Origin of the sequence: Clostridium sp. 7_2_43FAA (assembly GCF_000158375.2) — a bacterium.
GTDB lineage: Bacteria > Bacillota > Clostridia > Clostridiales > Clostridiaceae > Clostridium > Clostridium tertium.
Window position 1 is genome coordinate 584,888 of record NZ_JH815222.1, and the last position, 23,518, is coordinate 608,405.

The window sequence follows — 23,518 nt, forward strand, 5'->3', positions numbered from 1 at the left end:
AATAAAAGAATTAGTACTGTATAATAAAAGAATTAGTACTGTATATAGTTAAATATATATTTTAAAATTAATAATCCACATAAATAAAATTAGTATTATTTTAAAAAGTTAATATACTTAGTTAAGTAAAATATTACAAATCAAAGAATGTATAATATTTATTTCTTAAATATTAATTAAATTTTCATAATAAACTTTATACAAATAAAATATTATTTATAATGAATATATATATTTATAAAGAAAACAATTTTGGAGGTGAGTTTTTGGAATATAAAGGTACGTATAAAGGTATCAGTGATTATAAGGAAAATTATATTAAGGGTGGTATAAAGAAGATACTATTAACAATAATTTTTATTATTACATTTATAAGCACATTAGTATTTATGACTTCTAAATTTATTAAGAGTGTTAGTGAAGAAACTTTACTTTCAAATGATGATATAAATAAATATATAAATACATGTGATGATGCAAGTAGTGGAGGATTTCAATTAAATTGGCAAGAAATTGCTGCAATAAGTGGAACTATAAAAAATGGAAATTTTGAGATAGATAATAATGTTATAAATAAAATAGTAAATTCATTTTACAAAAAAGATAGTAGTGGAAATATTATTGAATTAAATAGCTTTAAATCAGCAGTTAAATCTTTAAAATTAAATAATGAAGAAGAAGAAACAGCTAATAAATATCTTGAAGGATTAAAAAATAATTATATTCATAGAGAGTTAGCAAAAGATAGCTCTAAGCTTGAATTTATAGATAATATATCGGAGATTGCTTTTGATAATTATAAAAGTTATGGGATATTACCTTCAATAACTATTGCTCAAGCTATTTTGGAGTCGGGATGGGGTGAGTCTACATTGTCATCACAATATAATAATCTTTTTGGTATAAAGGCTGATGAAAGATGGATTGGAGATAGTGTTGATCTTCAAACTAAGGAAAATTATGATGATGTTATTGTTGGAGCGTTTAGATCATATAAAGATTTAAAATCATCAATAAAAGATCATGGTAAATTTCTATGGGAAAATGAAAGGTATTCTGCAAATGGATTATTTGAAGCTAAAAGTTATAAAGAGCAAGCACAAGCTTTAGAAAATGCAGGTTATAGCACTGCAAAAGATGAAGAAGGAAATCTAATTTATGGAGATAAGTTAATAAGAGTTATTCAAGAAAATAATTTAATGTTATATGATACTAAGGTACAAAGAAAATAAAATAGAGACTATCGTATAAAGCTATTTAAGGTAAAATGTAGAATGTAAAACTTAAAATTGAGGTGATATTTCATACTGAAATACTTAAATTTATATTATTAAAAAACTACTTTCAGTAGTTTTTACCTTCATTCTACATTCTAAATTTTACATTTTTAATTGTACGACAGCCTCTATTTTATTTTAAATTTAGTTTCTGATGGAACTAAATTAATTTCTTTTTTTGATACGGAATCTATTCTTATAAAATAATTTCCTTTACTTATTATACTAATAAATTTTAATAATATTTTCTCATTACCTTGAACTTCCATTTCAACCATACCATTATCCATATTACGAACCCATCCTGTTAAGTTTAGGTTAGTTGCATTCATTTGACAAAAATATCTGAAACCAACATCTTGAACTCTGCCTTCAACAATAATATAATATCTTACCATAATATCACTCCTTTAATAGAATAATTATAAAAATTATATCATAAGTACAAGATTATTATGAAGAAAGGATTAATATTTTATATAAAAAATGGTATAATTTAGATGAGGATTTTAAAAGAGGGGGAGTATTATGGAAAAGTCATTAGTACTTATAAAGCCAGATGCTGTAGAAAAAAATTTAATAGGAAAGATAATTAATAAATATGAAGAAAATGGGCTTAAAGTAGTTGCACTAAAAATGGAAACGATATCTAAGGAATTTGCATGTAGGCATTATGAAGAACATATTGGGAAAAGTTTTTTTGAACCATTAATAATTTTTATAACTAAAGGTCCCTTATGTGCATTAATTTTAGAAGGAGAAAATGCAATTGAGAAGATAAGAGAAATTAATGGTAGTACAAATCCAGAAGAAGCTAAAGAAGGAACTATAAGAAAATTATATGCAACAAATAATAGGGAAAACTGTGTTCATGCATCTGATAGCATAGAAAGTGCTAAAAGAGAAATTAAATTATGGTTTGGAGATTCAAACTTATAAACTAAAAAATATATTGCAAAGAACACCTAATTTAGTATATAAAATTAAAAAAATATGGTAGCCTTTCGGTATAAAATGCTACCATATTTCTAATTGTATTATGGAATATTTTTTAGTCTATTTTTACTTTTAACCATGCATCATCATATAATTTTATCTTGTTCCCTAGATCTTTAAATATATCGCATTTATCAAGAACTTCTTCAGGAGGATAAACAGTTTCATCTTCTTGAGTTTCTTCATCTAATAATTCATAAGCTGCTGTATTAGGTGTTGCATAGCCTATATATTCAACATTTTCTTTAGCATTTTCAGGTTCTGATAAGAAGTTTATAAATTCTTCAGCTTCAGATTTATGTTTAGCACCCTTTGGTATAACCATAACGTCAAACCATTTATTAGAACCTTCCTTTGGAACTACATATTGAAGGTTTAAATCAGGAGCTTCTTCTTGAATAAATATAGCATCTCCAGAATAAACAGTAGCAAATGTAGCTTCACCATTAATCATCTTATCTTTAACTTCGTCCATAACGTATGATTGAACTAATGGTTTTTGTCTTATTAATTCTTTAGCAGCTTCATCTAATTCATTTTTGTCAACTGAATTTAATGAATAGCCAAGTTTAACTAAGGAAATTGCAAGGGTATCTCTTATTGAATCAAACATAAATATTTCACCTTTATATTTAGAATTCCATAAAATATCCCAGCTGTCAACAGGATCATCAACTTTATCAGCATCATATATTATACCTATTGTTCCCCACATATAAGGAACAGAATATTCATTCTTAGGATCATAAGGAAGATTTTTGAAGTCTTCACCAATATTCTTATAATTTGGGATGTTATTAAAATCTATTTTTTCTAACATATCTTCGTTAATCATTTTTTCCACCATATAATCAGAAGGAAAAATTAAATCATATGTACCGGGACTATTTTTAACTTTTTGATACATAATTTCATTAGATTCATAGGTATCATAGATTACATCTATACCTGTTTCTTCTTCGAACTTTGAAATTAAATCCTCATTTATATAATCCCCATAGTTAAATACATTGAGGGTCCTTGTACTTTTAGAGCTATCTTCATTTTTAGAACATCCTACAAAAGATGAGGATATTAAAAATAATGAAGATAAAATAGCAATAGACTTCTTAAGCTTCTTCAATTTTATCACCTCTTGATGTAAATTCTTTTCTATTAGCAATTAATAGAAGAGTTAGAACAGTTACAAACATTAAAGTAGAAAGGGCATTAATTTCAGGTTTAATACCTCTTCTTGCCATAGCAAAAATTTCTATAGAAAGGTTTGTAACTCCTGGGCCAGCTGTGAAGAAACTAATAACAAAATCATCAATAGACATTGTAAATGCCATTAGCATACCAGCAAAGATACCAGGTTTAATTTGAGGCAATATTATTTTTCTTAATGTATAAGACGGTGTAGCTCCTAAATCTAATGCAGCTTCTTCAATATTTTCAGGTAATTGTCTAAGCTTTGGTAAAACTGCTAATATAACATAAGGAATATTAAATGTAATATGAGCTAGTAACATTGTAGTAAATCCAAAATCTAATTTTGTAAGTGGTCTAATGAATATAAATAAACTCATTAAGGCAATACCAGTTACTATATCAGGATTTAATACAGGCAGATAATTTATATTTAATAAAAGGGCTTTTTTAGGACCTTTCATTTTATTTATTCCAATTGCTGCTAAAGTACCAATTATTGTAGCTACTATAGAAGAAATAACAGCTATAACAACTGTAAAGAATAAAGCTTGCATAATTCTTTCGTTCTTAAAAAGCTCACCATACCATTTAAATGTGAAGCCTGACCATTTTCCCATAGTCTTAGAATCATTGAAGGAGAATACTATTAAGGCAACTATAGGTGTATATAAAAAGATAAATACTAATAATAAATAAAACTTTTTAATAAAATTTTCTAGTTTCTTTACCATAATTGACCGCCTCCTTCTTTAGCATCAGAATTATCAAATTTACTCATTATAGCCATAGAAATTAATATTATTATCATCATAAATATTGAGATAGATGAACCAAAGTTCCAATCACCCATCATAGTAAATTGTTGTTCAATTAAGTTACCTAAAAGCATATATTGTCCGCCACCAAGTAATCTAGATATTACAAATGTAGAAACAGCAGGCATAAATACCATAGTTATTCCTGAAACTACTCCTGGCATACTTAATGGAAGTACTATTTTTCTAAATATTTCACTTCTATTTGCACCTAAATCAGCAGCGGCATTTAATAAGTCTTTATCCATTTTTGTTAATACAGTATAGATTGGTAGTACCATAAATGGTAAAAAGTTATAAATCATACCAAGTATTACAGCACCGTCATTATATAAGAAAGTAAAAGGACCAACTCCGAAATATCCAAGAATATTATTTATAAATCCGTTTTTACCTAATATAGGTAACCAAGCATAAGTTCTAAGTAAAAAGTTCATCCACATAGGTACTATAAAAAGCATTATTAAAATGTTACCTTTAGAAGGTTTCATTTTAGATATAATATATGCAACAGGATATCCTAAAACTAAGCACCATATTGTAGATAATAAAGCAAGCCATAAGCTTCGTCCAAAAACCTTTATATATTGAGGTTGAAGTAGTCTTGTAAAGTTTTCTAAGGAGAAAGAATAGTCTCCTTCAGGTGTTGTTACAGTAAAGCCGAAGAATAGAACTATTAATAAAGGAATTACAATAAATAGGGCACTCCAGATTATGAAAGGAGATGCAGCAATGTTTCTATTAGCTTTATTTGCCTTACTCATTATTTGAAACCTTTCTCATAATATGAATATCTTCTGGATAAATATCTAATCCTATAACAGAATTTACTTCTGCAAATTTAGTATTATGGATTATCCATGTATTACTTCCTTCTTCAACTTCTATTTCATAATGAACACCTTTAAAAATTATTGATTTAACAGTTCCTTTTATCATTCCTTTATCAGGAGATACAATTTTTATATCTTCTGGTCTTATAACTACATCAATTAATTCGTTTTGATTAAATCCCTTGTCAACACATTCGAAAGTTTTATTACAGAATTCTACTTTAAAATCTTCTAACATAGTACCATCTAAAATGTTGCTTTCACCTATAAAGTCAGCAACAAAAGCATTAGCTGGTTCATTATATATGTCTTCGGGAGAACCCATTTGCTGAATTTTACCTTTGTTCATAACTATGATAGTATCAGACATAGTTAAAGCTTCTTCTTGGTCATGAGTTACAAATATAAATGTAATTCCAAGTCTTTGTTGTATTCTTTTAAGTTCAATTTGCATTTCTTTTCTAAGTTTTAAATCAAGTGCCCCAAGAGGTTCATCTAAAAGAAGAACTTCAGGTTCATTTATTAAAGCTCTTGCAATTGCAACTCTTTGCTGTTGTCCACCACTTAAGGAATCAACACTTCTTTTTTCAAATCCTTCTAAAGAAACTAATTTAAGCATTTCTTTAACCTTTGAATCTATTTCATTTTTAGGAGTCTTTTTAATTTTTAATCCAAATGCAACATTTTCATATACATTCATATGAGGAAACAAAGCATATTTTTGGAATACGGTGTTTACTTGCCTTTTATAGGGAGGTAAAGTTGAGATATCGGTTCCGTTAAATAAAACTTCACCTTTATCTGCATCTTCAAATCCAGCAATTATTTTTAATGTTGTTGTTTTTCCACATCCACTAGGGCCAAGTAATGTTAAAAATTCATTCTTTTTAATATTTAATGAAAGGTTGTCTAAAACACAATTATCTTTAAAGGTTTTAGAAACACCTTTTATTTCAATTATATTTTGTTTCAAAATAAACACCTCTTTCTGTTGATTTAAAATGATGGTGGAGTACTTATCCAAATAACTTTGGCTTGGGTTTTTCCTCCGTTTGAAATATAGTGATTAGATCTAGGCTTAAAATAGAAGCTTTCGCCCTTTTTAACTTTGAACTTCTTTTTTCCTAAATGTAATAGTATAGTTCCAGATAAAACAAAACCAAATTCTTCACCTTCATGAGGTTCTTCTTCTATATATTGCCCACCTGGTTCTAAAGTTATCATAATTGGTTCCATTTCATTTTTTTGAGCATTTGGTATAAGCCACATTAGCTTATATTTTAAATCTTCATTTTCAGTTTCAAACATATCTTCATATGTATATGTAACCTTTTCCTCACTAGCCTCACTAAAGAACTCTGTAAGATTAGTTCCAAGTATCTCCAGGATATCTATTAACGTTGCTATTGATGGAGAAGTTAAATCATTTTCTACTTGAGATATGAATCCTTTAGACAGTTCACATCTATTAGCAAGTTCTTCTTGAGTTAATTGCTTTTCGATACGTAATCTACGTATCTTTTCTCCGATTTCCACAACTACACCTCTACTTCAATAAATTTTATAATACTAAACCTTAGGTTTAAAATTACTAAACAAACAATAGATATTATATATTTTAATTATATATAAATCAATATTTTTTGTGAAAAAACATATAAAAAAATTTTCCTGAAAGTGTTGATTCTATTAAAGTACATTGGATTTCTTTAAAAATTAGTTTAATAAAACAACACTAAAAGTTTAGAAATACTAAGTAAAAAAATAGACTGTCTGAAATTACTGAAAATTATTATAGCTTTAAAATATAGAAGAAATCTACATTTTCAATTTATTACCTATAATAAGATTAATTAGTATTATTAAAAAAATATTAAATTTAAATTGCTTATTTCTTATATTAAGTCTATATAGCTTGATAAAACATCGATTTTATGAGATAGTAAACTATATGTTGACTGGAAGAATAAAGTAATATTTATAGGTGAGATAATGAATGAAAAGTTAAGTTTATATAGAAGAAATGGAAAGATAGCTTATATAAGGAAACCTAGCTTTGAAGAGCTATCTTTTGTTAAAGAGTTATGGGGAAATAAGGAGAATATGGGTGATATTGGTGAGGCATATTCATTCCCAAGAGAAAAATGGGAAATGTTTTATAACAAAATGATACAACCTACTGATGGGAAAAACTTTTATTGCTTGATATATACAACTGATGATAAGGCTATTGGAGAAGTGAGTTTTCATGGATACAATTCTGCAACTAAGGTAGCGAGAATAAATATAAAAATACATCATGAATATAGAAGAATGGGATATGGAGAAGAGGCCTTAAGATTACTGTTAGAGTATTATTTTTTAGACTTCGGGGGAGAAGCTATAATAGATACAGTAAGAACAAATGAGGCTAAATCCTTATTAAAGAAAGTCGGATTTGAAGAAATAAATAATTTTAGAAAGCAATACACATATAAATTAACTAAGAATAACTTTTTAAATTGTAAAATAAGTAATAAGAAAAAAATTGCTATTTTAGCGTATGATGATATGGATATAATGGAATATTCGATTGTATTTAATATATTCGCAAAGATAAATGAACTTTTGGAAGATGATTACTTTAAAATACATTCGGTATCAAGTAAGGCAAAAATTAAATCAAATAATATAGACATAACAGTTGATAAAATAGTAGGTACTGATATATTTAATCCAAACATAGTTATAATCCCAGGAGGAGTAGGGGCATCTATAGCTACCAATGATAGTATTCTTATGAATTATATAAGAAAAAGATATAATGAGTGTGATTATATAACTGCATTTTCTAATGGAATTTACTTTCTCGATAAGTTTAATGATATAAACGGAGTTGCAATTCCTGAATCTAAATGGAAAATAGAGGGGGCAATTGAAATTAAGAGGTCATTTGTTGATAACGGGAAATTAATGTTTGCTTCAAATATGATTGGGATTATAGAGCTTTGTGTAGAAATTATTAAGAAATTAGTTGGTGAAGATATAAGCAAAGAGTTATATAAAGAACTTGGGTTTATATAATATATAGCGTTATTTATGAAATCTAAAAAATATATAGAATCATATGAGATATATCTATTTATGTAGGTATATCTTTTTGCTAGTAGATGTTTGAGAATTAAAGAGTGAGGTATAGAGTAATAAAAATAGGCTAAAAAAATATAAATTTATGCATTTCATTATAGAACACTACTAAAACCTAATATTTTATATTCTAACTAAGGGGGTGTCTTATACATCTCTTTAAATAATAGACAATTTCTTATATAGAACTTATAATGAATAAGAGAATATAATTTTATTGTTAATTTCCCAAAAGAGGAGAAGATAGATATGCTAAAAGGTAGAATTCATTCAATTGAAAGTATGGGTCTAGTTGATGGACCAGGTATTAGAGTAGTAGTATTTTTTCAAGGTTGCAAATTAAGATGTCTTTATTGTCATAACCCAGATACATGGAGTGAAAATGAAGGTAATGAATATACTTCAGAAGAATTGGTTAAAAAAATAAAAAGATATAAAAGTTATTTTGCTACTTCAGGTGGTGGAGTTACTTTTTCAGGTGGAGATCCATTAAGACAACCAGAGTTTTTATTGGAAGTTCTTAAGGAATGTAAAGCTGAAGGAATACATACGTGTTTAGATACATCAGGTGTTGGATTTGGAGAATATGATGAAATTTTAAAATATACTGATTTAGTATTATATGATGTCAAGCATTTATCAGAAGCTGGATATAAGGATATGACAGGTTTTAAAATAGATGAAACAAATAAATTTTTAGATGCATGCAAAAAGTCAGGTACTAAGCTTTGGATAAGACAAGTAGTTGTACCAGGAAAGACAGATAGTGAAGAGTATATGCAAGAACTTAAAGAGTTTATTAATTCATTAGAAAATGTTGAAAAGGTAGAATTATTGCCATATCATTTATTAGGTGTAAATAAATATGAAACATTAGGATTAAAATATAGGTTAGATGGAACTCCAGCTATGGATAAAGAAAAGTGTAAATTACTTAAAGAAAAGTTTTTTAGTGAGTTTTAAAATCTATTTTAAGCAATAATAAATCCCTAGAGGCTATTCTAGGGATTTATTATTAAAAAATTATTTTTTTAATAGATTTGAAAAATATCCTGCAGGAATTAATCCTTTTTTCATACCTTGAATAACTGTTAAATAAGTAGCAGCTGTATCAAATCTAGCATCATGGTAGTTTCCACTACCTTCAAATAATTCATTTGCCTTATTTGTTATTTGATCTTCAGAAATTTGAAGAAAATCTATAACTTCTGCAAGCTTAGGATTTTTTATATTTCCAGATGGACTTGGTAAGTTACAAGGAGACTTATAATATGCCATAGTACAAAATGTATTTTTAGGCTCCCAAGTTGTATCTATAAGACCTGCTTCCCAAAGCTGTTGTAACTCATGTTTTAAAAATTTTATATCGAATTGAACATTATGTCCTATTATAAAATCTGCATCGAAGAAATCTGGCATAAATTCATGGACACAATCTAAAAATTCTTTACCTTCTGAAAGGTCATATAATTTTTCAAGTGAAAATCCATGAATAGCTTCTGCACCTTCATCCATGCTATCTACTGTAAAGAAAAAGTTTTTTCCAATAGTCTTTTGCGGTTTTACTGAAGCATCTATAACTATATAACTTAATTGACATATATTACCTGGCTTTATGCTAGTTGTCTCTGTATCAAAAAATAGTAGTTTCATTTTATCCTCCTAAGATTAAGTTTCTTATTATATAATAACATAAATTTAAAAAAAGTCCTAAAACATAATTATGGAACTACAAGATATACTTAATAATAAAAAAATAACTAATAGAAATCTATTAGTTATTTTTCTTATTTATTTTCCTTCAAAAGCTTTAGATATAACCTTTAATAACTCAAGACAAGTTTCCAATGTCTTTTTATTATCATCTAAGGCTGGATTAAATTCTACAAAATCCATAGCTCTAACTAATGAAGTGTTAATTATAGTTTCAATTACTTGTTTTCCTTCTGAGAAGGTTAGTCCATCTTCTACTGGAGTACCTGTTCCTGGAACATAAGAAGGATCTAGACTATCAATATCAAAGCTAAAATGAATATTTTTTACATTTTTCATTTTTAAAGCTTCTAAAAGTTCTTTTAATACAATTTTTATGCCCTTAGTTTTAATATCTTTCATGGTCCATACGTTAAGATTATATTCCTTGATTAATTCAAGTTCACCTAAATCTAAGTCTCTGCAACCTAATAAAAATACATTTTCAGGTTTAACCTTTTGGCTAGAAGAATAAAGGTTAGTCAAAATTTCATGGCCTATTCCCATGGAACTAGCTAAAGGCATTCCGTGAATGTTTCCAGATGGGGAAGTCTCGTGTGTATTTATATCACCATGAGCATCCACCCAAACTACTGCAAGATCTTCATCAAAAAATTTACTTGAGCCAGCAACACTACCTATAGCAAGTGAATGATCTCCACCTATAACTAAAGGAAGATATGATTTACTTAATGACTCATAAACTTTATCAGCTAGTCCAACATTTGATCTCACAACTTCATCTAAATACTTCATTTTTGCGTTAGCTGCGTATTTATCATTTGAAGAAACATTTTTTACATGAACTTCGCCCATATCACAGACTTGGTGGCTTTTATTAAAGATATCTAGAAGGTTGTTCTCTCTTAAAATTTTTGGCCCATTTTCAACTCCAGGATTATCACATCCATAGAATATAGGCATATCAATAATACTAATATTCATAAAACAAACCTCCGATTTGGAATAATTTTTTTAGGGCAATAAATATATATTAATAGCTTTATATCGATATGTAAATAAAAAAATGTGAAAAAATTATTACAATTACACAATTTTAAAATATATTATGAAAATATTAACTAAATACATATTATAATTATACTTTTTTGTCTTAAAATGTGAAAAAAAATCAAAATAGAAAGAAAAAAATATAAATTCTACTTTGACCTATATAAAATTATATGTATGTAATGATATAGTGTTTTCTGATATATCTAACAATATTAGTGAAAATTGTAATTATTTTCTAAGTATATTCTTAAATTTGCTATTCACCTTATGTGTTTACATATTATTTAGCTAATGCGCAATTTTTAAAGCCCTAGTATTTCCACTACTACTAAGTATTATGAATGAAATGTATAGTGTATAGTAATAAATTAATAATGTTCCTAAATAAATTAGTTTATAATTTATTTATTCCCTTATTAAGATTTGTTATGCCTTATTTACAAATCAAAAAAAGGAGCATGTGCTCCCTTTTGGTAATGAAGGTAGTTATTATGATATCATTTCACTTAACTTTTGTAGTGCTTCTTCTTTTGTATCAAAAGAAAATTTATGTTCTTTAATATAGTTTTGATCTATTTCTGGCAAATTTGATAGTGGTTTAGAATCAGAATAAACTTTCTTTTCAGATTCAATTATATTACCATTAGAATCTGTTTTGAATAAGCTTATAAAACCATTTTCTTCACCTAAATAGTATTTATCAGATTTAAATTTACTTGTATTTACAGCTGCATCTCTTGTGTAAACTAATTTATTATTGTCCCACTCAGAAAGAACGTATCCTTGGGTTGACAGTTCTTCACTTAAATCTTCTTTAGTAATATTTTCACTTAAATCTAATTTGCTTTTCAAATTAATTAGGTTTTCAGCCATATCTATATTATCATTTGTTTTTAGCATTACATAGATATTATTATCTAAATATTTATTATTTTCACTATATACAGTTTCATTTTGAGCTTCCGCATTAGTTATATCTCTATTGGGATCAGTTATATAATCAGTTATAAAGTAACTTAAGCAAAAGCAAATTGCTAATAATGAAATAAATGAAACAAGCATAGCAGCTTTTTGTTTTTTATTAATATTCTTTTTGGTAGATTTTAAGTTTGAATTATTATTTAAATTATCCATATTTATCACCCCTTATTCCTATTATTAACAAATAAGCATAAATTTAAACATTATAAAATAAGAATGTATTATTTTTTAGATATTTATGATTAAGATTAAATTTTATAATATAGCAAATAATTTATATATGGGGGAGAATATATATTTAATTAATTTATGAGTAAATAATTTAATTTTAATAAAGTAAATATTTATTAACTTATTAAGGATTAACTTATTAAGGATTAAATAATAAAGTCTTTTCAAGTATGATATTTTACTGAAATAATTATCATTGATGCTTAAATATTATCATACTCAACCATTTGAAGTATTAATTGAATAATTCAAATAAAAGAGGTGTATGTATAAATTAAAATCAAATTTATATAAAAGTTAAATATTATTAAGTTTAATTTAGCTTATAAAATACGTGAATATAAAAATATTTTAGTATAAATAATGTAGATAAATAATTTAAATAATATAAATATGAAGAATATTATATTTTGTTATATATTTGTAACAAAGATGACAAATAAATTTAGTATAATATAATGGATATTGTTGTAAAAATGAAGGTCTTGGTTATATAATAAATTAAAGGGAGGAATTAGGATGAGTGAAAATGATTCAGTGAAAAGAAAAAGTTCTAAGAAAAAAAAGAGAAATAAAAAGAAAATTATATTAATATCTATCCTAAGTGTATTAGCAATAATTATAGCAACAGCTTGGGGGTATTATAATCATATTAGAAATAAAATTTATGTAGAATATAAGCCAGAAAATAAAAAAGAAGTTAGCTACAATGAGGTAGATGGAATTACAAATGTTTTATTAATAGGAACTGATGGAAGAACTTTAGATGAGCCAGCAAGATCAGATTCTATTATTATTGCAACATTAGATAATAACAATAAAAAAGTTAAGTTGACTTCAATAATGAGAGATACATTAGTTGATATACCTGAATATGGAGAAAATAAAATAAATGCTGCCTTTGCCTTTGGAAGTTCTGAAGAAGATGATAAAGGAAAACTTAAAGGGGCTGAAGGTGGAGCAGCTTTACTAATGGATACTATCGAACAAAACTTTGGTTTACATTTAGATAAATATATTATAGTAAACTTTTGGGGATTTGAAGCTATAATAGATCAAATTGGTGGAATTGAAGTAGATATAAAAGATTATGAGATAGATGAAGTAAATAAATATATAGGTGAAGCTACAGGTGTAAATTCACCTCCAATTACTGAAACAGGACTTCAAAAGGTAAATGGACAACAAGCCTTATCTTATGCAAGAATAAGATATGTTGGAAATGGAAATTTTGAAAGAGGAGAGAGACAAAGTAAGGTATTACATGAGGTTGCTAAAAAGTTAAAAGAGGTAAATCCTTTAAAATATGTAGGTATAGCCAATACTTTATCAGAGCAAGTGAAGACTAACATAGATATACCAGAAGCTTTAAATTTAGCTTATACAATTTATAAGTTACCAAGTTTAGATTTTGAACAACTACAAATACCACAAACAGAGCTTATTGCAAGAGATAATTTATATAAAGATAGAGGTTGGTGCTTATTAATAGATTTTGAACAGAACTCAAAAGTATTACATGATTTTATTTTTAATAATAAGCTACCTAATCCAGAAGAGTTTGATTTATTAGCAGTTGAAAATGTTGCTGCAGCTTATAATTCTGAAGAAGCTAGATATAACTCCATGTATAACATAAGACCAGAGGAGTATGATGATAAAAATAAAGATGTTATTCCAGATCCAACTCCAGATAAAGATGTTATAAAACCACCAGCAAATGGAGGAAATGGAACAAATAACCCACCGGCAAGTGGAGGAAATGAAACAACAAAACCGCCAGCAAATGGAGGAAATGGAACAACTAATCCACCAGCAAGTGGAGGAAATGGAACAACTAATCCACCAGCAAGTGGGGAAAATGAAACAACAAAACCTCCAGTAAATGGAGGAAATGAAACAACACCACCAACAAATGGAGAAAATAATAACGGTAATGTAAATAATCTTGAAAAACCTCAAGGAGAAAAACCAAATCAATAAAAACTTAAAGGACTTTACTATTAGTAAAGTCCCTTTTAATATTATAGAAATGTTAAATTTACTTGTGATACTTGAAAATTATTCAAAATTTGAAGCTCACGACATATATAGGTAATGAGTTGTTACTTTTATCAAATAAGGTAGGAAATTCTATTTTAATATATCTTAGACTTATAAATGAAAAATAAATATGAAGTTTGCTTACTTTTTTATTAAAAAAATGTAAACAAGAAGTATTAAATTTGATAAATATGGTATAATCATAAAAAAGAATAAGGAGGACTAGAATGTTAGGATCAAATTATTTATTAATGAAGATATTAACAGTACCTGCAATTTTGATAGCTTTTGTTGCGCAAGGATATGCAAAAGCTAAAGTAGCAGATAAATTAGGAGATAAAACACCAAGATTTCAAGGAAGATTAACATTAAATCCAGCAGCTCATATCGATATTATTGGGTTTGTTATGATTTTATTAGTGGGGTTTGGTTGGACTAAGCCTGTAGATACAAATCCAAGTGCATATAAAAGAGGTCAGAAGGATGCAATAAAGGTAACTATGGCAGCTCCTCTTGCAAATTTATTAGTAGGATTTATTGGAATGTTTATATTTGCGATATGGATTAATGTTGCTTATAAATTGCCGTCATCAGCATTCAATATAATTGGATTAGCATTAAAATTTATTTCGATTATTAATATAAATTTATTTGTATTTAATTTAATACCTCTTCCAGGACTTGCAGGGTTTGAGTTATTTAGAGAAATAAGTCCTAAAAATTTTTATAAAGTTGCAGATAAGCTTTATCAATATCAAATGTTTATTCTTTTAGGTATTGTTTTAGTAGGTCAATTTATACTAACAATACCATCAAATTTAATCTTTACTATATTTAGTAAAATAGCATTTGGAGTTGTAGGGATAATATTTTAGTATAAAAGTAGATTCTATAAAAAGAAGTGTAATTAAAAGCCAGATTTTATGAACTTTTAATTACACTTAGATGAATATACTTTTTTATTTTTTATAATTTTATAAATTCTCCCGAACACGGTTAATTAATAAAAAGTTTTTATTAAAATAATAATTTAAATAGCTTCAATAATAAGTTCTTTTCCATATATTTCTCTAAATTTTTCGCTTGCTCTTAAAGCTTGACGAATTTCAAAGTCAACATCTATATCTGAAGAAACTTTAATTGTTACTGTATGACTATCAAATGACACTTGAAGCTTTTTAACTGCGCCAACGAGGCTTCTGTCTAAACCTTCTGCTATTTTAATAAGAACTCCAATAAGTTTTACTGATCGTAAGTCTAATTGGCTAATGACTGAAGAAAATGGTGATAAAGGTGTTTGATAGCTATTAAATCTATGAGAAGCGGCGATAGCAGCACTCATAAGAAGTTCCTTATGGGTTAATCCATTTATATAGGAATTTAATATTATATAAAATGAATGCTTATGATGCCCATAATAGTTAATGCTAATTCCACAATCATGAAGCATTGAAGATGTTTTTATAATATTTAAATATTCATCGCCTAAATGGTGTAATGGCTTTAAAGAATTAAATAAATTATAAGCTATTTTAAACACATTTAGTGCATGATTTTTATCACAATTTAAAGTTTCTAATATTTCGTTTATGCTATAATTTAGTATATCTTCTGGTATTGAGTATTTATTATCAAGATATTCATACATTAACCCTTCTCTAAGGCCTCTTCCTGAAATAATTATTTTGTTACATTGAACCATATTAACTACTCTCTTAAAGATAGCAGTTCCACCAACGATTATATCTGCAAGTTCTGGTTCCATTCCATCTAGCTTTTGTCTTTGTTTATAGTCCTTACATTTTAATAAATTAAATATTTCTTGAACATCAATATCAGAAAGTTCATAGTTATGAGGAATATCAAAGGGATATCGCTTTCTGACTCTATCTATTTTACCAAGATTTCTGACTGTAGATGCTATGCCTATAATAGAATCGAACTTAGTCTCCATAAGCCAATCAATATCATTTAATTTGGAGGTTATAAATTCAAATGTATCAGTTAAATCTTGAGGTAATATTCTATCTCTCAAATTAAATTTATATGTTAGATTTACACTTCCTATAGGCAATGTAATACTTTTTAGTATTTTATCACCTTGGACCCAAGCTAAATGAGTATCAGTGCCAGCAACTTCAATCATTAAGGAATTGCCTATATAAATACTTCTCTTTATACCAAGGAAGTTATAGTAAATTTCTTCGTCGCAACTTAAAACTCTAATATCAATATCTAATTCTTTTTTAATAAGAGGAAGAAGAATATCTTTATTTTTAGCTTCCCTTAAAGATTCAGTAGCAACAGCAAATATTTTATTTGCACCTGAAACAGTACAAAGTGATTTATATGCTCTAAGTGTAGAAAGTATAGTTTTAGAGTTTTCGTTACATATTCCGTAATCAGTAACTAAATCATGACATAATCTGATAGATGTTTTTAATTCATCTATTATTTTAAAATATCCATTTTCATTAACTTCAGTTAACATAAGTCTAAGAGAACTTGGACCTATATCGATAATACCAACTCTATCCATATTGACTCCTTAAGTAAATATTATGAAAATTATTTTTGTTATAGATATTATATCACTTTAATTAATAAAGTATAGGTAAGAGTTAAATATATTTATATAAGTATACCTTTTTTATTGACAATAAAAGTTTTGTTTATGTATAATGTTTATATTAAATTAGAATAAGTATTAATATCTATGAAGAGGAGAGTACTATATTTGATTCTTTAAGCGAGTAAGGGGTGGTGTAAGCCTTATAAGATAGAATATTAGGAAGAGAGCCTTGGAGATAGCTACTGAAATTTTATTAGTAGGATAGTTCGTATTGCTGCGTTAAAGCATTGAGTGGCATTTTATGCAATCAGAGTGGTACCGCGGGATTTTTTCCGTCTCTTATTTATTTAAGAGACGGATTTTTTATTTTTCAAATTATTAGTAAAAATTAAGGAGGATACATAATGGATTACAAGAAAAAAGTTGCAGAAGCAATAAGTAAATATGTTGATATGGATATTGAAAACATAGAAAAATTAATAGAAATTCCACCAAAGAGTGATATGGGAGATTATGCATTTCCATGCTTTCAATTAGCAAAAACTTTTAGAAAAGCTCCTAATATGATATCAGAGGAGTTAGCTGGTAAAATAGACAATGATGGATTCGAAAAGATAATTAATGTTGGGCCATATGTTAATTTCTTTGCAGACAAAAGTGTATTTACTAAAAATACAATAGAAAAAGTATTAGCAGAAGGAGATGAATATGGTTCATCGAATGTAGGAGAAGGAAAAACTATTTGTGTTGAATATTCATCACCTAATATAGCAAAGCCATTCCATGTTGGACATTTATTTACAACTGCTATAGGAAATTCTTTATATAAGATATTTAAAAAAGAAGGATATACTGTTGAGGGAATAAATCACTTAGGTGACTGGGGAACTCAATTTGGAAAACTTATATCTGCATATAAAAGATGGGGAAATGAAGAGGCATTAGAAAAGAATGCTATAGATGAGCTATTAAGAATATATGTAAAATTTCATGATGAAGCTGAAAAAGATCCTTTACTTGAAGATGAAGGAAGAGCTTACTTTAAAGCATTAGAAGATGGAGATAAAGAAGTAGAAGCTTTATGGAAGAGATTTAGAGACTTAAGCTTAAAAGAATTTGAAAGAATATATGAAATTTTTGATGTTAAATTTGATTCATATGCAGGCGAAGCATTCTATAATGATAAAATGGATGTTGTAGTAAATGAATTAAAGGAAAAGAACTTATTAGTAGAAAGTAATGGGGCACAAGTAGTTATGCTTGATGAATATAATATGCCTCCATGTATAGTTCTAAAAGGTGACGGAGCATCAATATATGCAACTAGAGATTTAGCTGCTGCAATGTATAGAAAGAAAAAATATGATTTCTATAAGAGTATATATGTAGTTGGAACACCACAAGCACTACACTTTAAGCAAGTATTCAAGGTATTAGAACTTGCAGGTCATGAATGGGCAAAAGATTGTGTTCATGTAGGCTTCGGACTTGTAAAATTTGCAGATAGAAAACTTTCAACTAGAAAAGGCGAAGTTATTTTATTAGATGACTTAATAAAAGAATCTATAGATAAAACGTTAGAAGTAATAAATGAAAAAAATCCAAATTTAGATAACAAAGAAGAAGTAGCTAAAAAGATAGGTGTTGGAGCAGTAGTATTTACTTATCTAAAAAATTCTAGAGAAAAGGATATAGTATTTGATTGGAAAGAAATGCTTTCATTTGATGGTGAAACAGGTCCTTATGTTCAATATTCATATGCAAGAGCAAATAGTATATTAACAAGAGCAGGAGGGCTTAAGGGAAATGCAGATTATTCTAAGCTTTCTTCAAAAGAAGAATTTGAATTAGTAAAAGCATTAGAAGGATTTGCAAAGCAAATACATTTAGCAACAGAAAAATTAGAGCCATCAATTGTTACAAGATATGCAATAGAAGTTGCAAAATCATTTAATAAATTCTATAATGCACATTCTGTATTAAATTTAGAAGACGAAGAATTAAAAGAAGCTAGACTAAGCTTAGTAAAAGCTACATGCCAAGTAATCAAGAATTCTTTAGCTTTATTAGGAATTGAAGTTGTAGATAAGATGTAATATATAGTAAGTGAGGATGCGAAAATTTGCATCCTTATTTGTATCTAATATTTATAAAAAGTTAATAATAATATGAAAGACTATATAATACTATTATGATATAATCTATAGAAATTGAAGAGGGGAGTAGATAAATATTTTTAATAATATAAAAAATAAGGATTTGTTAATTACTAGTGTTATAGCAATATTATTAGGTATAGTTGGATTTAAGGTTATAGAAAATTACCCATATTTTTTTAGTATATCAAAGAAATTTTGGTCTTTAATGTTGCCGGTTGTTTATGGTTTATTATTTGGATATATTTTAAATCCTTTAGTTAAATTTATAAAAAGAAAGTTTAAGGTAAAAGAAGGTGTTGCTATATTAAGCACTTATTTATTAGTATTAGCCTTACTGATACTAGCATCGATATACTTAATACCTATTATGATAGATAGTGCTGTAGATATAACAACAAAAATACCTATATATATTCAAGAGACTCAAGATTGGTTAGATATAATTTTAAATAATGAATCTGTAAAAGAAATTATAAATACTACAGGAACAATGGATAATGTCAATCATATAATAACTCAATTTGGAACAATGGCAGTAACTTTATTGGAGGGGTCAATATCATATATATTTACTATTTCTAGCCAAATAGTTAAATTATTTCTAGGTTTATTAATATCTATATATGTGTTAGTAGATAAAGAGAGATTAATAAAAGAAAGTAAAAAGGTAACATTCTTAATACTTAAAGAAAAAAAAGGTAAGAAATTAATAGAGGGTGTTAGAATATATCATAATATGATAGGTGCTTATATAGGAATAAAAGCAATAGATTCTGCAATTATTGCAGCTATGGCATTAGTTTTGTTAACTATAGTTAAATCAGAATATGCTTTTTTATTAGCTGTTATAGTTGGAATAACTAATATGATTCCATACTTTGGGCCATTTATAGGAGAAATAGTGGGATTTTTATTTAATGTATTTGTATCTCCAACTAAGGGAGTAATTGTATTTTTAGTATTATTAGCACTTCAACTATTTGATGGTTGGTATTTAGATCCTAAGTTAATAGGAGATAAAGTAGGAGTAAGACCTTTATTTATAATAATAGCAGTATTAATAGGTGGAGGGTTTTATGGAGCTTTAGGAATGCTTTTAGCGTCTCCAACAGCGGCAACTATAAAAGTATATTATGAGAGAATAATGAAAAAGAATGAAGATTTAGTAAAGATTGCAGAAAAAAGTTAGTAGAAATTTAAAATGGCTTAATAAAATTCAATTGAATCTTATTAAGCCATTTTACTTTTAGTTATTCTTCTTAAGTTTAATTCCATTTTCTTTTTCTTCATAGGCTGGGCAATGATTTGAGCAACTACCACAATTACATTCGCCTTTAGAAGATTTTCTTACGTTCTTATATATTGTATATCCTGCAAAAGCCACAATAATTAAAGTAATTAATACTTCCATGGAAACACCTTCTTTTATATAAATAATTTAGTTATGTTAAAAATTATAAATGAAACTACCCAAGCTAAAACAAGTTGATATGCACTTGCAAATAATGTAAATTTAGTACCATACTCTTTTTTCATTGCACCTAGAACTGATATACAAGGAGTATATAAAAGTACAAAAACTAAGAATGATATTGCTGATGCTGTAGTAAAATAAACTGGCAGCATTACTGATAAGTCACCAGCAAATATAATGCCCATTGATGCAACAACGGTTTCTTTAGCTAATAATCCAGTTAATAAAGAAACTGAACTTTGCCAGTTACCGAATCCTAAAGGACTAAATACTGGAGCTATAAAATTTCCAATTGATGCTAATATACTTTCATTAACATCTACAGTACCTGAGAAGTTAAAGTTTGATAAGAACCAAATAACAACACTCATAGCAAATATTATAGTTCCGGCTTTTACTAAGAAGCTCTTAGCTTTTTCATAAACTTGTTTACCAACATTTTTTATAGAAGGAGCTTTATATTCAGGTAGTTCTATAATAAATGGTTCTTCATCCTTTTTAAATAAAGTATTCTTAAATATTATTCCTAAAATAAATGCTAATATTACGCCTAATAAATATAAAAGAGCAACTACTAATCCTGTATAGTTTGGGAAAAATACTGCTGCAAATACAGCGTAAACAGGTAATCTAGCATTACAACTCATTAATGGAACTAATAAAGCTGTAAGCTTTCTGTCTTTTTCACTTTCTAATGTTCTAGCGGACATTATAGCAGGAACTGTACAGCCAAATCCTACTATCATAGGTATAAATGCTTTACCTGAAAGGCCCATTTTTCTCATTAGTTTGTCCATGATAAATGCAACTCTAGCCATGTATCCGCTATCTTCAAGTATCGATATACATGCAAATAGTGCAAGTATTATAGGTAATAGAACAATAATCCCACCAACACCAGCTACAATACCATCAACTATTAGAGATTGAAACCATGGAGCAGTATTAGCAAGTAAATCAGATAAATAAGGTAAAATAGAATCATTTAAAAATCCATCCAACATATCAGATAATGGTTGTCCAATCCATGCAAATGTAATTTGGAACATTAATGCCATTATTATTATAAATATTGGATATGCAAGCCATGGATTTAATAGAAAGTTATCTAATTTATCTTTTAATGTAGTTTTAGATTTATCTATAGTTTTATTGCATTTATTAAGAATATCTTCTATAAATTCATAGGTTTCTTTTTCATTATTAAATTCATAATTGCTATTATCTATCTTAGATAAATAATTACCACTTTCTAGAACTGATTTTATATTATCAATACCTTGTCCTTTAGAAGCTACAATTGGAATTACTGTAACATTCATAAGTTCTGATAATTTATTATAATCTAAGTTTATTCCTTTTTTTTCAGCAACATCAATCATGTTTATAGCCAAAATAATAGGTTTTTTAAATTGCTTTAGTTGAGTTGTCAAATAAAGATTTCTATCAATATTTGAGGCGTCTATTATATTTAATATAACATCAACGTCGTCATTTTCTAAAAATGCTTTAGATATTTTTTCTTCATTAGAATAAGTATCCATTGCATATATACCAGGTAAATCAACTATTCTAGTATTTCCAAAAAATCCTTCCTTTTTATCTACTGTAACTCCAGCCCAGTTACCAATTCTTTGATTTGAACCAGTTAAGTAATTAAAAAGAGTAGTCTTACCAACATTTGGATTTCCAAGCAATGCTACTGTTTTCATTTGTTATTCCCCCTATACAGCTAAAAATATATTTTTAGCATCCTTTTTTCTAATTGCTAAATCAAATCCTCTAAGATTAACTATTATTGGATCCCCTAAAGGAGCAATTCTTTTAAGTTCAATTTCAGTTCCTTCAATACAACCAAGAGCTAATAATCTTTTTGTAAGTTTATCATCACCATTGATATATTTTATTATAGCTTTTTCTCCTAAATTTAAATCATATAGACTCATACCATCCACCTCGTATTGAAAATCATTATCATATTATTATAATACCAAAATGTTAAAATGTAGTCAATATTTTTAAGTGTATAACTGATAAATATTATCAATTATAAAATATTTTTATATTTAAACTTAGTTATATTTTTGTTGAACATATAATAAATTACATAATATTATATTAAGGTAGAAAGATTTAATTATATTTATTTTTATATTGTTATAAAAGATGATATAATATTATAAGATAAACTAAGGACTTAAAAGGTGATAAATGATAAGGAAGAAAGAGTGGTAATGTGATTATAAGAGAGAATATAATAGAGGTGGATTATTTAGCAAGAGATTTTATGCTAAAAACAGATACAATTAATAGGCCTCCTGAAGAATTAATATTTTTTGATTTAGAGCATTATGTGTATAAGAAGCCAAAATGTATAGGAGTCTTTGGAGCCTGTGTTTTTGAAAATAATAAATTGTATGTAACTCAATATATGATTGAAAATAAAGGGGAAGTAATTCAAATTCTTGATTTAGCTAAAAGATATTTTGTTAATATGAAGAGAAAAGGGAAGAAAGCAATTGTTACTTTCTCAGGAAATAATGACTATACAGTTATAAATTACTTGTTTAAAAAATATGGAATAGAATTTAATTTTTCTAAGGAATTTGAAGATATAGATATTCAAAGAGAGTATGAAAAAGAATATGGACACTCTATAGGTTTAAAAAATCTAGAAAAAGAGTTTGATATTCATAGAGAGGGAGATTTAATTAGTGGATCTAATTTGGCTAAAACTTTTAATAAAGTATTAAAAGATAGAGATTATATACTAAGAATGCCAAAAGAGAAGATAGAAACTATACTTCTATATAATGAGCAAGATGTTACCAATTTGTATAATATTTATATGAGATGGAGGGCATATATAAAGAAGGAAGATGAAATTCAAGAAGATCAATATATAGAAGAAATAGATGATAATAAAAAAGAAGATGATGATTTTTTTATTATACAAAATAAAAACTTTAAAGATATAAAAGAAACGGAAGAAAAAACTTGCATAAATGAAGAAAAGGATGCATTAAAAGAAAGTTAAAATATTGATTTAAGAAT

At 26.9% G+C, this 23,518-nt stretch carries 22 protein-coding genes and 1 other annotated feature; of the genes, 9 read left to right on the forward strand and 13 right to left on the reverse strand.

What is annotated here, in order from left to right; genetic code table 11:
- The first annotated feature begins 266 nt into the window (after nucleotides 1-266).
- Complete coding sequence (locus tag CSBG_RS04320; protein WP_008677392.1) at nucleotides 267-1,232, forward strand: glucosaminidase domain-containing protein; 966 nt, start codon at nucleotides 267-269, stop codon at nucleotides 1,230-1,232.
- Nucleotides 1,233-1,405: 173 nt separating this feature from the next.
- Here the strand turns inward: CSBG_RS04320 and CSBG_RS04325 are convergent, their stop codons facing one another.
- On the reverse strand, nucleotides 1,406-1,675 hold the full coding sequence (locus tag CSBG_RS04325; protein ID WP_008677393.1) for an acylphosphatase: 270 nt from the start codon (nucleotides 1,673-1,675) through the stop codon (nucleotides 1,406-1,408).
- Between the two features lie 130 nt (nucleotides 1,676-1,805).
- Here CSBG_RS04325 and ndk point away from each other — a divergent pair, with 130 nt between their 5' ends.
- Entirely contained in the window at nucleotides 1,806-2,216 is a 411-nt protein-coding gene (gene ndk / locus CSBG_RS04330) for a nucleoside-diphosphate kinase (RefSeq protein ID WP_008677394.1), read from the forward strand.
- A 112-nt stretch (nucleotides 2,217-2,328) separates the two neighbouring features.
- On the opposite strand, the gene CSBG_RS04335 is transcribed toward ndk, so the two are convergent.
- The 5 genes from CSBG_RS04335 to CSBG_RS04355 are packed head-to-tail and all read right to left on the reverse strand — an operon-like array spanning nucleotide 2,329 to nucleotide 6,648.
- Nucleotides 2,329-3,396, reverse strand: coding sequence for a spermidine/putrescine ABC transporter substrate-binding protein (locus CSBG_RS04335; RefSeq protein WP_035285018.1), 1,068 nt, complete (start codon nucleotides 3,394-3,396; stop codon nucleotides 2,329-2,331).
- Entirely contained in the window at nucleotides 3,383-4,195 is an 813-nt protein-coding gene (locus CSBG_RS04340; RefSeq protein WP_035285020.1) for an ABC transporter permease, read from the reverse strand. Before CSBG_RS04340 ends, CSBG_RS04335 begins: the two co-directional genes overlap by 14 nt.
- On the reverse strand, nucleotides 4,189-5,043 hold the full coding sequence (locus CSBG_RS04345; RefSeq protein ID WP_008677395.1) for an ABC transporter permease: 855 nt from the start codon (nucleotides 5,041-5,043) through the stop codon (nucleotides 4,189-4,191). Before CSBG_RS04345 ends, CSBG_RS04340 begins: the two co-directional genes overlap by 7 nt.
- Nucleotides 5,036-6,088 (reverse strand): spermidine/putrescine ABC transporter ATP-binding protein, encoded by a 1,053-nt coding sequence (gene potA, locus CSBG_RS04350; protein WP_235840783.1) that lies wholly within the window; start codon nucleotides 6,086-6,088, stop codon nucleotides 5,036-5,038. The genes CSBG_RS04345 and potA overlap by 8 nt, the downstream gene beginning before the upstream one ends.
- A 20-nt stretch (nucleotides 6,089-6,108) precedes the next feature.
- On the reverse strand, nucleotides 6,109-6,648 hold the full coding sequence (locus tag CSBG_RS04355; protein WP_008677398.1) for an XRE family transcriptional regulator: 540 nt from the start codon (nucleotides 6,646-6,648) through the stop codon (nucleotides 6,109-6,111).
- 456 nt (nucleotides 6,649-7,104) lie between these two features.
- Here CSBG_RS04355 and CSBG_RS04360 point away from each other — a divergent pair, with 456 nt between their 5' ends.
- Both CSBG_RS04360 and pflA read left to right on the forward strand, forming a co-directional pair.
- Entirely contained in the window at nucleotides 7,105-8,175 is a 1,071-nt protein-coding gene (locus CSBG_RS04360; RefSeq protein WP_008677400.1) for a GNAT family N-acetyltransferase, read from the forward strand.
- 312 nt (nucleotides 8,176-8,487) lie between these two features.
- Complete coding sequence (gene pflA / locus CSBG_RS04365) at nucleotides 8,488-9,201, forward strand: pyruvate formate-lyase-activating protein (protein WP_008677401.1); 714 nt, start codon at nucleotides 8,488-8,490, stop codon at nucleotides 9,199-9,201.
- Nucleotides 9,202-9,261: 60 nt separating this feature from the next.
- Here pflA and CSBG_RS04370 read toward each other — a convergent pair whose 3' ends face one another.
- The 3 genes from CSBG_RS04370 to CSBG_RS04380 all read right to left on the reverse strand — a co-directional run bounded on the left by CSBG_RS04370 (nucleotide 9,262) and on the right by CSBG_RS04380 (nucleotide 12,138).
- A complete protein-coding gene (locus CSBG_RS04370) occupies nucleotides 9,262-9,891 on the reverse strand; it encodes a 3'-5' exonuclease (RefSeq protein ID WP_008677403.1) in 630 nt (209 codons plus the stop codon).
- Between the two features lie 138 nt (nucleotides 9,892-10,029).
- Entirely contained in the window at nucleotides 10,030-10,935 is a 906-nt protein-coding gene (gene rocF / locus CSBG_RS04375) for an arginase (RefSeq protein WP_008677405.1), read from the reverse strand.
- A 558-nt stretch (nucleotides 10,936-11,493) separates the two neighbouring features.
- Nucleotides 11,494-12,138, reverse strand: coding sequence for a hypothetical protein (locus tag CSBG_RS04380; protein WP_008677407.1), 645 nt, complete (start codon nucleotides 12,136-12,138; stop codon nucleotides 11,494-11,496).
- A 597-nt stretch (nucleotides 12,139-12,735) separates the two neighbouring features.
- Between CSBG_RS04380 and CSBG_RS04385 the strand changes: the two genes are divergently transcribed.
- Both CSBG_RS04385 and CSBG_RS04390 read left to right on the forward strand, forming a co-directional pair.
- On the forward strand, nucleotides 12,736-14,199 hold the full coding sequence (locus CSBG_RS04385; protein ID WP_008677409.1) for an LCP family protein: 1,464 nt from the start codon (nucleotides 12,736-12,738) through the stop codon (nucleotides 14,197-14,199).
- Between the two features lie 287 nt (nucleotides 14,200-14,486).
- Complete coding sequence (locus CSBG_RS04390) at nucleotides 14,487-15,134, forward strand: site-2 protease family protein (protein ID WP_008677410.1); 648 nt, start codon at nucleotides 14,487-14,489, stop codon at nucleotides 15,132-15,134.
- A gap of 155 nt (nucleotides 15,135-15,289) precedes the next feature.
- Here the strand turns inward: CSBG_RS04390 and CSBG_RS04395 are convergent, their stop codons facing one another.
- Entirely contained in the window at nucleotides 15,290-16,798 is a 1,509-nt protein-coding gene (locus tag CSBG_RS04395) for a Ppx/GppA phosphatase family protein (RefSeq protein ID WP_008677413.1), read from the reverse strand.
- Between the two features lie 168 nt (nucleotides 16,799-16,966).
- Nucleotides 16,967-17,174 (forward strand) — a binding site (T-box leader).
- A gap of 61 nt (nucleotides 17,175-17,235) precedes the next feature.
- Between CSBG_RS04395 and argS the strand changes: the two genes are divergently transcribed.
- Nucleotides 17,236-18,927, forward strand: a complete 1,692-nt coding sequence (gene argS, locus CSBG_RS04400; RefSeq protein ID WP_008677416.1) for an arginine--tRNA ligase — start codon at nucleotides 17,236-17,238, stop codon at nucleotides 18,925-18,927.
- Between the two features lie 163 nt (nucleotides 18,928-19,090).
- Complete coding sequence (locus CSBG_RS04405) at nucleotides 19,091-20,179, forward strand: AI-2E family transporter (RefSeq protein ID WP_008677418.1); 1,089 nt, start codon at nucleotides 19,091-19,093, stop codon at nucleotides 20,177-20,179.
- Nucleotides 20,180-20,236: 57 nt separating this feature from the next.
- Here the strand turns inward: CSBG_RS04405 and CSBG_RS17885 are convergent, their stop codons facing one another.
- The 3 genes from CSBG_RS17885 to CSBG_RS04415 are packed head-to-tail and all read right to left on the reverse strand — an operon-like array spanning nucleotide 20,237 to nucleotide 22,410.
- Entirely contained in the window at nucleotides 20,237-20,401 is a 165-nt protein-coding gene (locus CSBG_RS17885) for a FeoB-associated Cys-rich membrane protein (protein WP_008677420.1), read from the reverse strand.
- A 14-nt stretch (nucleotides 20,402-20,415) separates the two neighbouring features.
- Complete coding sequence (feoB, locus tag CSBG_RS04410) at nucleotides 20,416-22,176, reverse strand: ferrous iron transport protein B (protein WP_008677422.1); 1,761 nt, start codon at nucleotides 22,174-22,176, stop codon at nucleotides 20,416-20,418.
- A 12-nt stretch (nucleotides 22,177-22,188) separates the two neighbouring features.
- Entirely contained in the window at nucleotides 22,189-22,410 is a 222-nt protein-coding gene (locus CSBG_RS04415; protein ID WP_008677424.1) for a ferrous iron transport protein A, read from the reverse strand.
- 290 nt (nucleotides 22,411-22,700) lie between these two features.
- Here CSBG_RS04415 and CSBG_RS04420 point away from each other — a divergent pair, with 290 nt between their 5' ends.
- A complete protein-coding gene (locus tag CSBG_RS04420) occupies nucleotides 22,701-23,501 on the forward strand; it encodes a ribonuclease H-like domain-containing protein (protein WP_008677426.1) in 801 nt (266 codons plus the stop codon).
- Nucleotides 23,502-23,518 lie beyond the last annotated feature (17 nt).

What these genes read in the sequence shown, in the direction of transcription:
- CSBG_RS17885 (WP_008677420.1), bottom strand. Translation starts at nt 20,401, where the DNA reads ATGGAAGTATTAATTACTTTAATTATTGTGGCTTTTGCAGGATATACA.
- ndk (WP_008677394.1), top strand. Translation starts at nt 1,806, where the DNA reads ATGGAAAAGTCATTAGTACTTATAAAGCCAGATGCTGTAGAAAAAAAT.
- CSBG_RS04360 (WP_008677400.1), top strand. Translation starts at nt 7,105, where the DNA reads ATGAATGAAAAGTTAAGTTTATATAGAAGAAATGGAAAGATAGCTTAT.
- CSBG_RS04340 (WP_035285020.1), bottom strand. Translation starts at nt 4,195, where the DNA reads ATGGTAAAGAAACTAGAAAATTTTATTAAAAAGTTTTATTTATTATTA.
- CSBG_RS04390 (WP_008677410.1), top strand. Translation starts at nt 14,487, where the DNA reads ATGTTAGGATCAAATTATTTATTAATGAAGATATTAACAGTACCTGCA.
- CSBG_RS04385 (WP_008677409.1), top strand. Translation starts at nt 12,736, where the DNA reads ATGAGTGAAAATGATTCAGTGAAAAGAAAAAGTTCTAAGAAAAAAAAG.
- CSBG_RS04415 (WP_008677424.1), bottom strand. Translation starts at nt 22,410, where the DNA reads ATGAGTCTATATGATTTAAATTTAGGAGAAAAAGCTATAATAAAATAT.
- CSBG_RS04380 (WP_008677407.1), bottom strand. Translation starts at nt 12,138, where the DNA reads ATGGATAATTTAAATAATAATTCAAACTTAAAATCTACCAAAAAGAAT.
- CSBG_RS04370 (WP_008677403.1), bottom strand. Translation starts at nt 9,891, where the DNA reads ATGAAACTACTATTTTTTGATACAGAGACAACTAGCATAAAGCCAGGT.
- CSBG_RS04345 (WP_008677395.1), bottom strand. Translation starts at nt 5,043, where the DNA reads ATGAGTAAGGCAAATAAAGCTAATAGAAACATTGCTGCATCTCCTTTC.
- feoB (WP_008677422.1), bottom strand. Translation starts at nt 22,176, where the DNA reads ATGAAAACAGTAGCATTGCTTGGAAATCCAAATGTTGGTAAGACTACT.
- CSBG_RS04395 (WP_008677413.1), bottom strand. Translation starts at nt 16,798, where the DNA reads ATGGATAGAGTTGGTATTATCGATATAGGTCCAAGTTCTCTTAGACTT.
- CSBG_RS04325 (WP_008677393.1), bottom strand. Translation starts at nt 1,675, where the DNA reads ATGGTAAGATATTATATTATTGTTGAAGGCAGAGTTCAAGATGTTGGT.
- pflA (WP_008677401.1), top strand. Translation starts at nt 8,488, where the DNA reads ATGCTAAAAGGTAGAATTCATTCAATTGAAAGTATGGGTCTAGTTGAT.
- argS (WP_008677416.1), top strand. Translation starts at nt 17,236, where the DNA reads ATGGATTACAAGAAAAAAGTTGCAGAAGCAATAAGTAAATATGTTGAT.
- rocF (WP_008677405.1), bottom strand. Translation starts at nt 10,935, where the DNA reads ATGAATATTAGTATTATTGATATGCCTATATTCTATGGATGTGATAAT.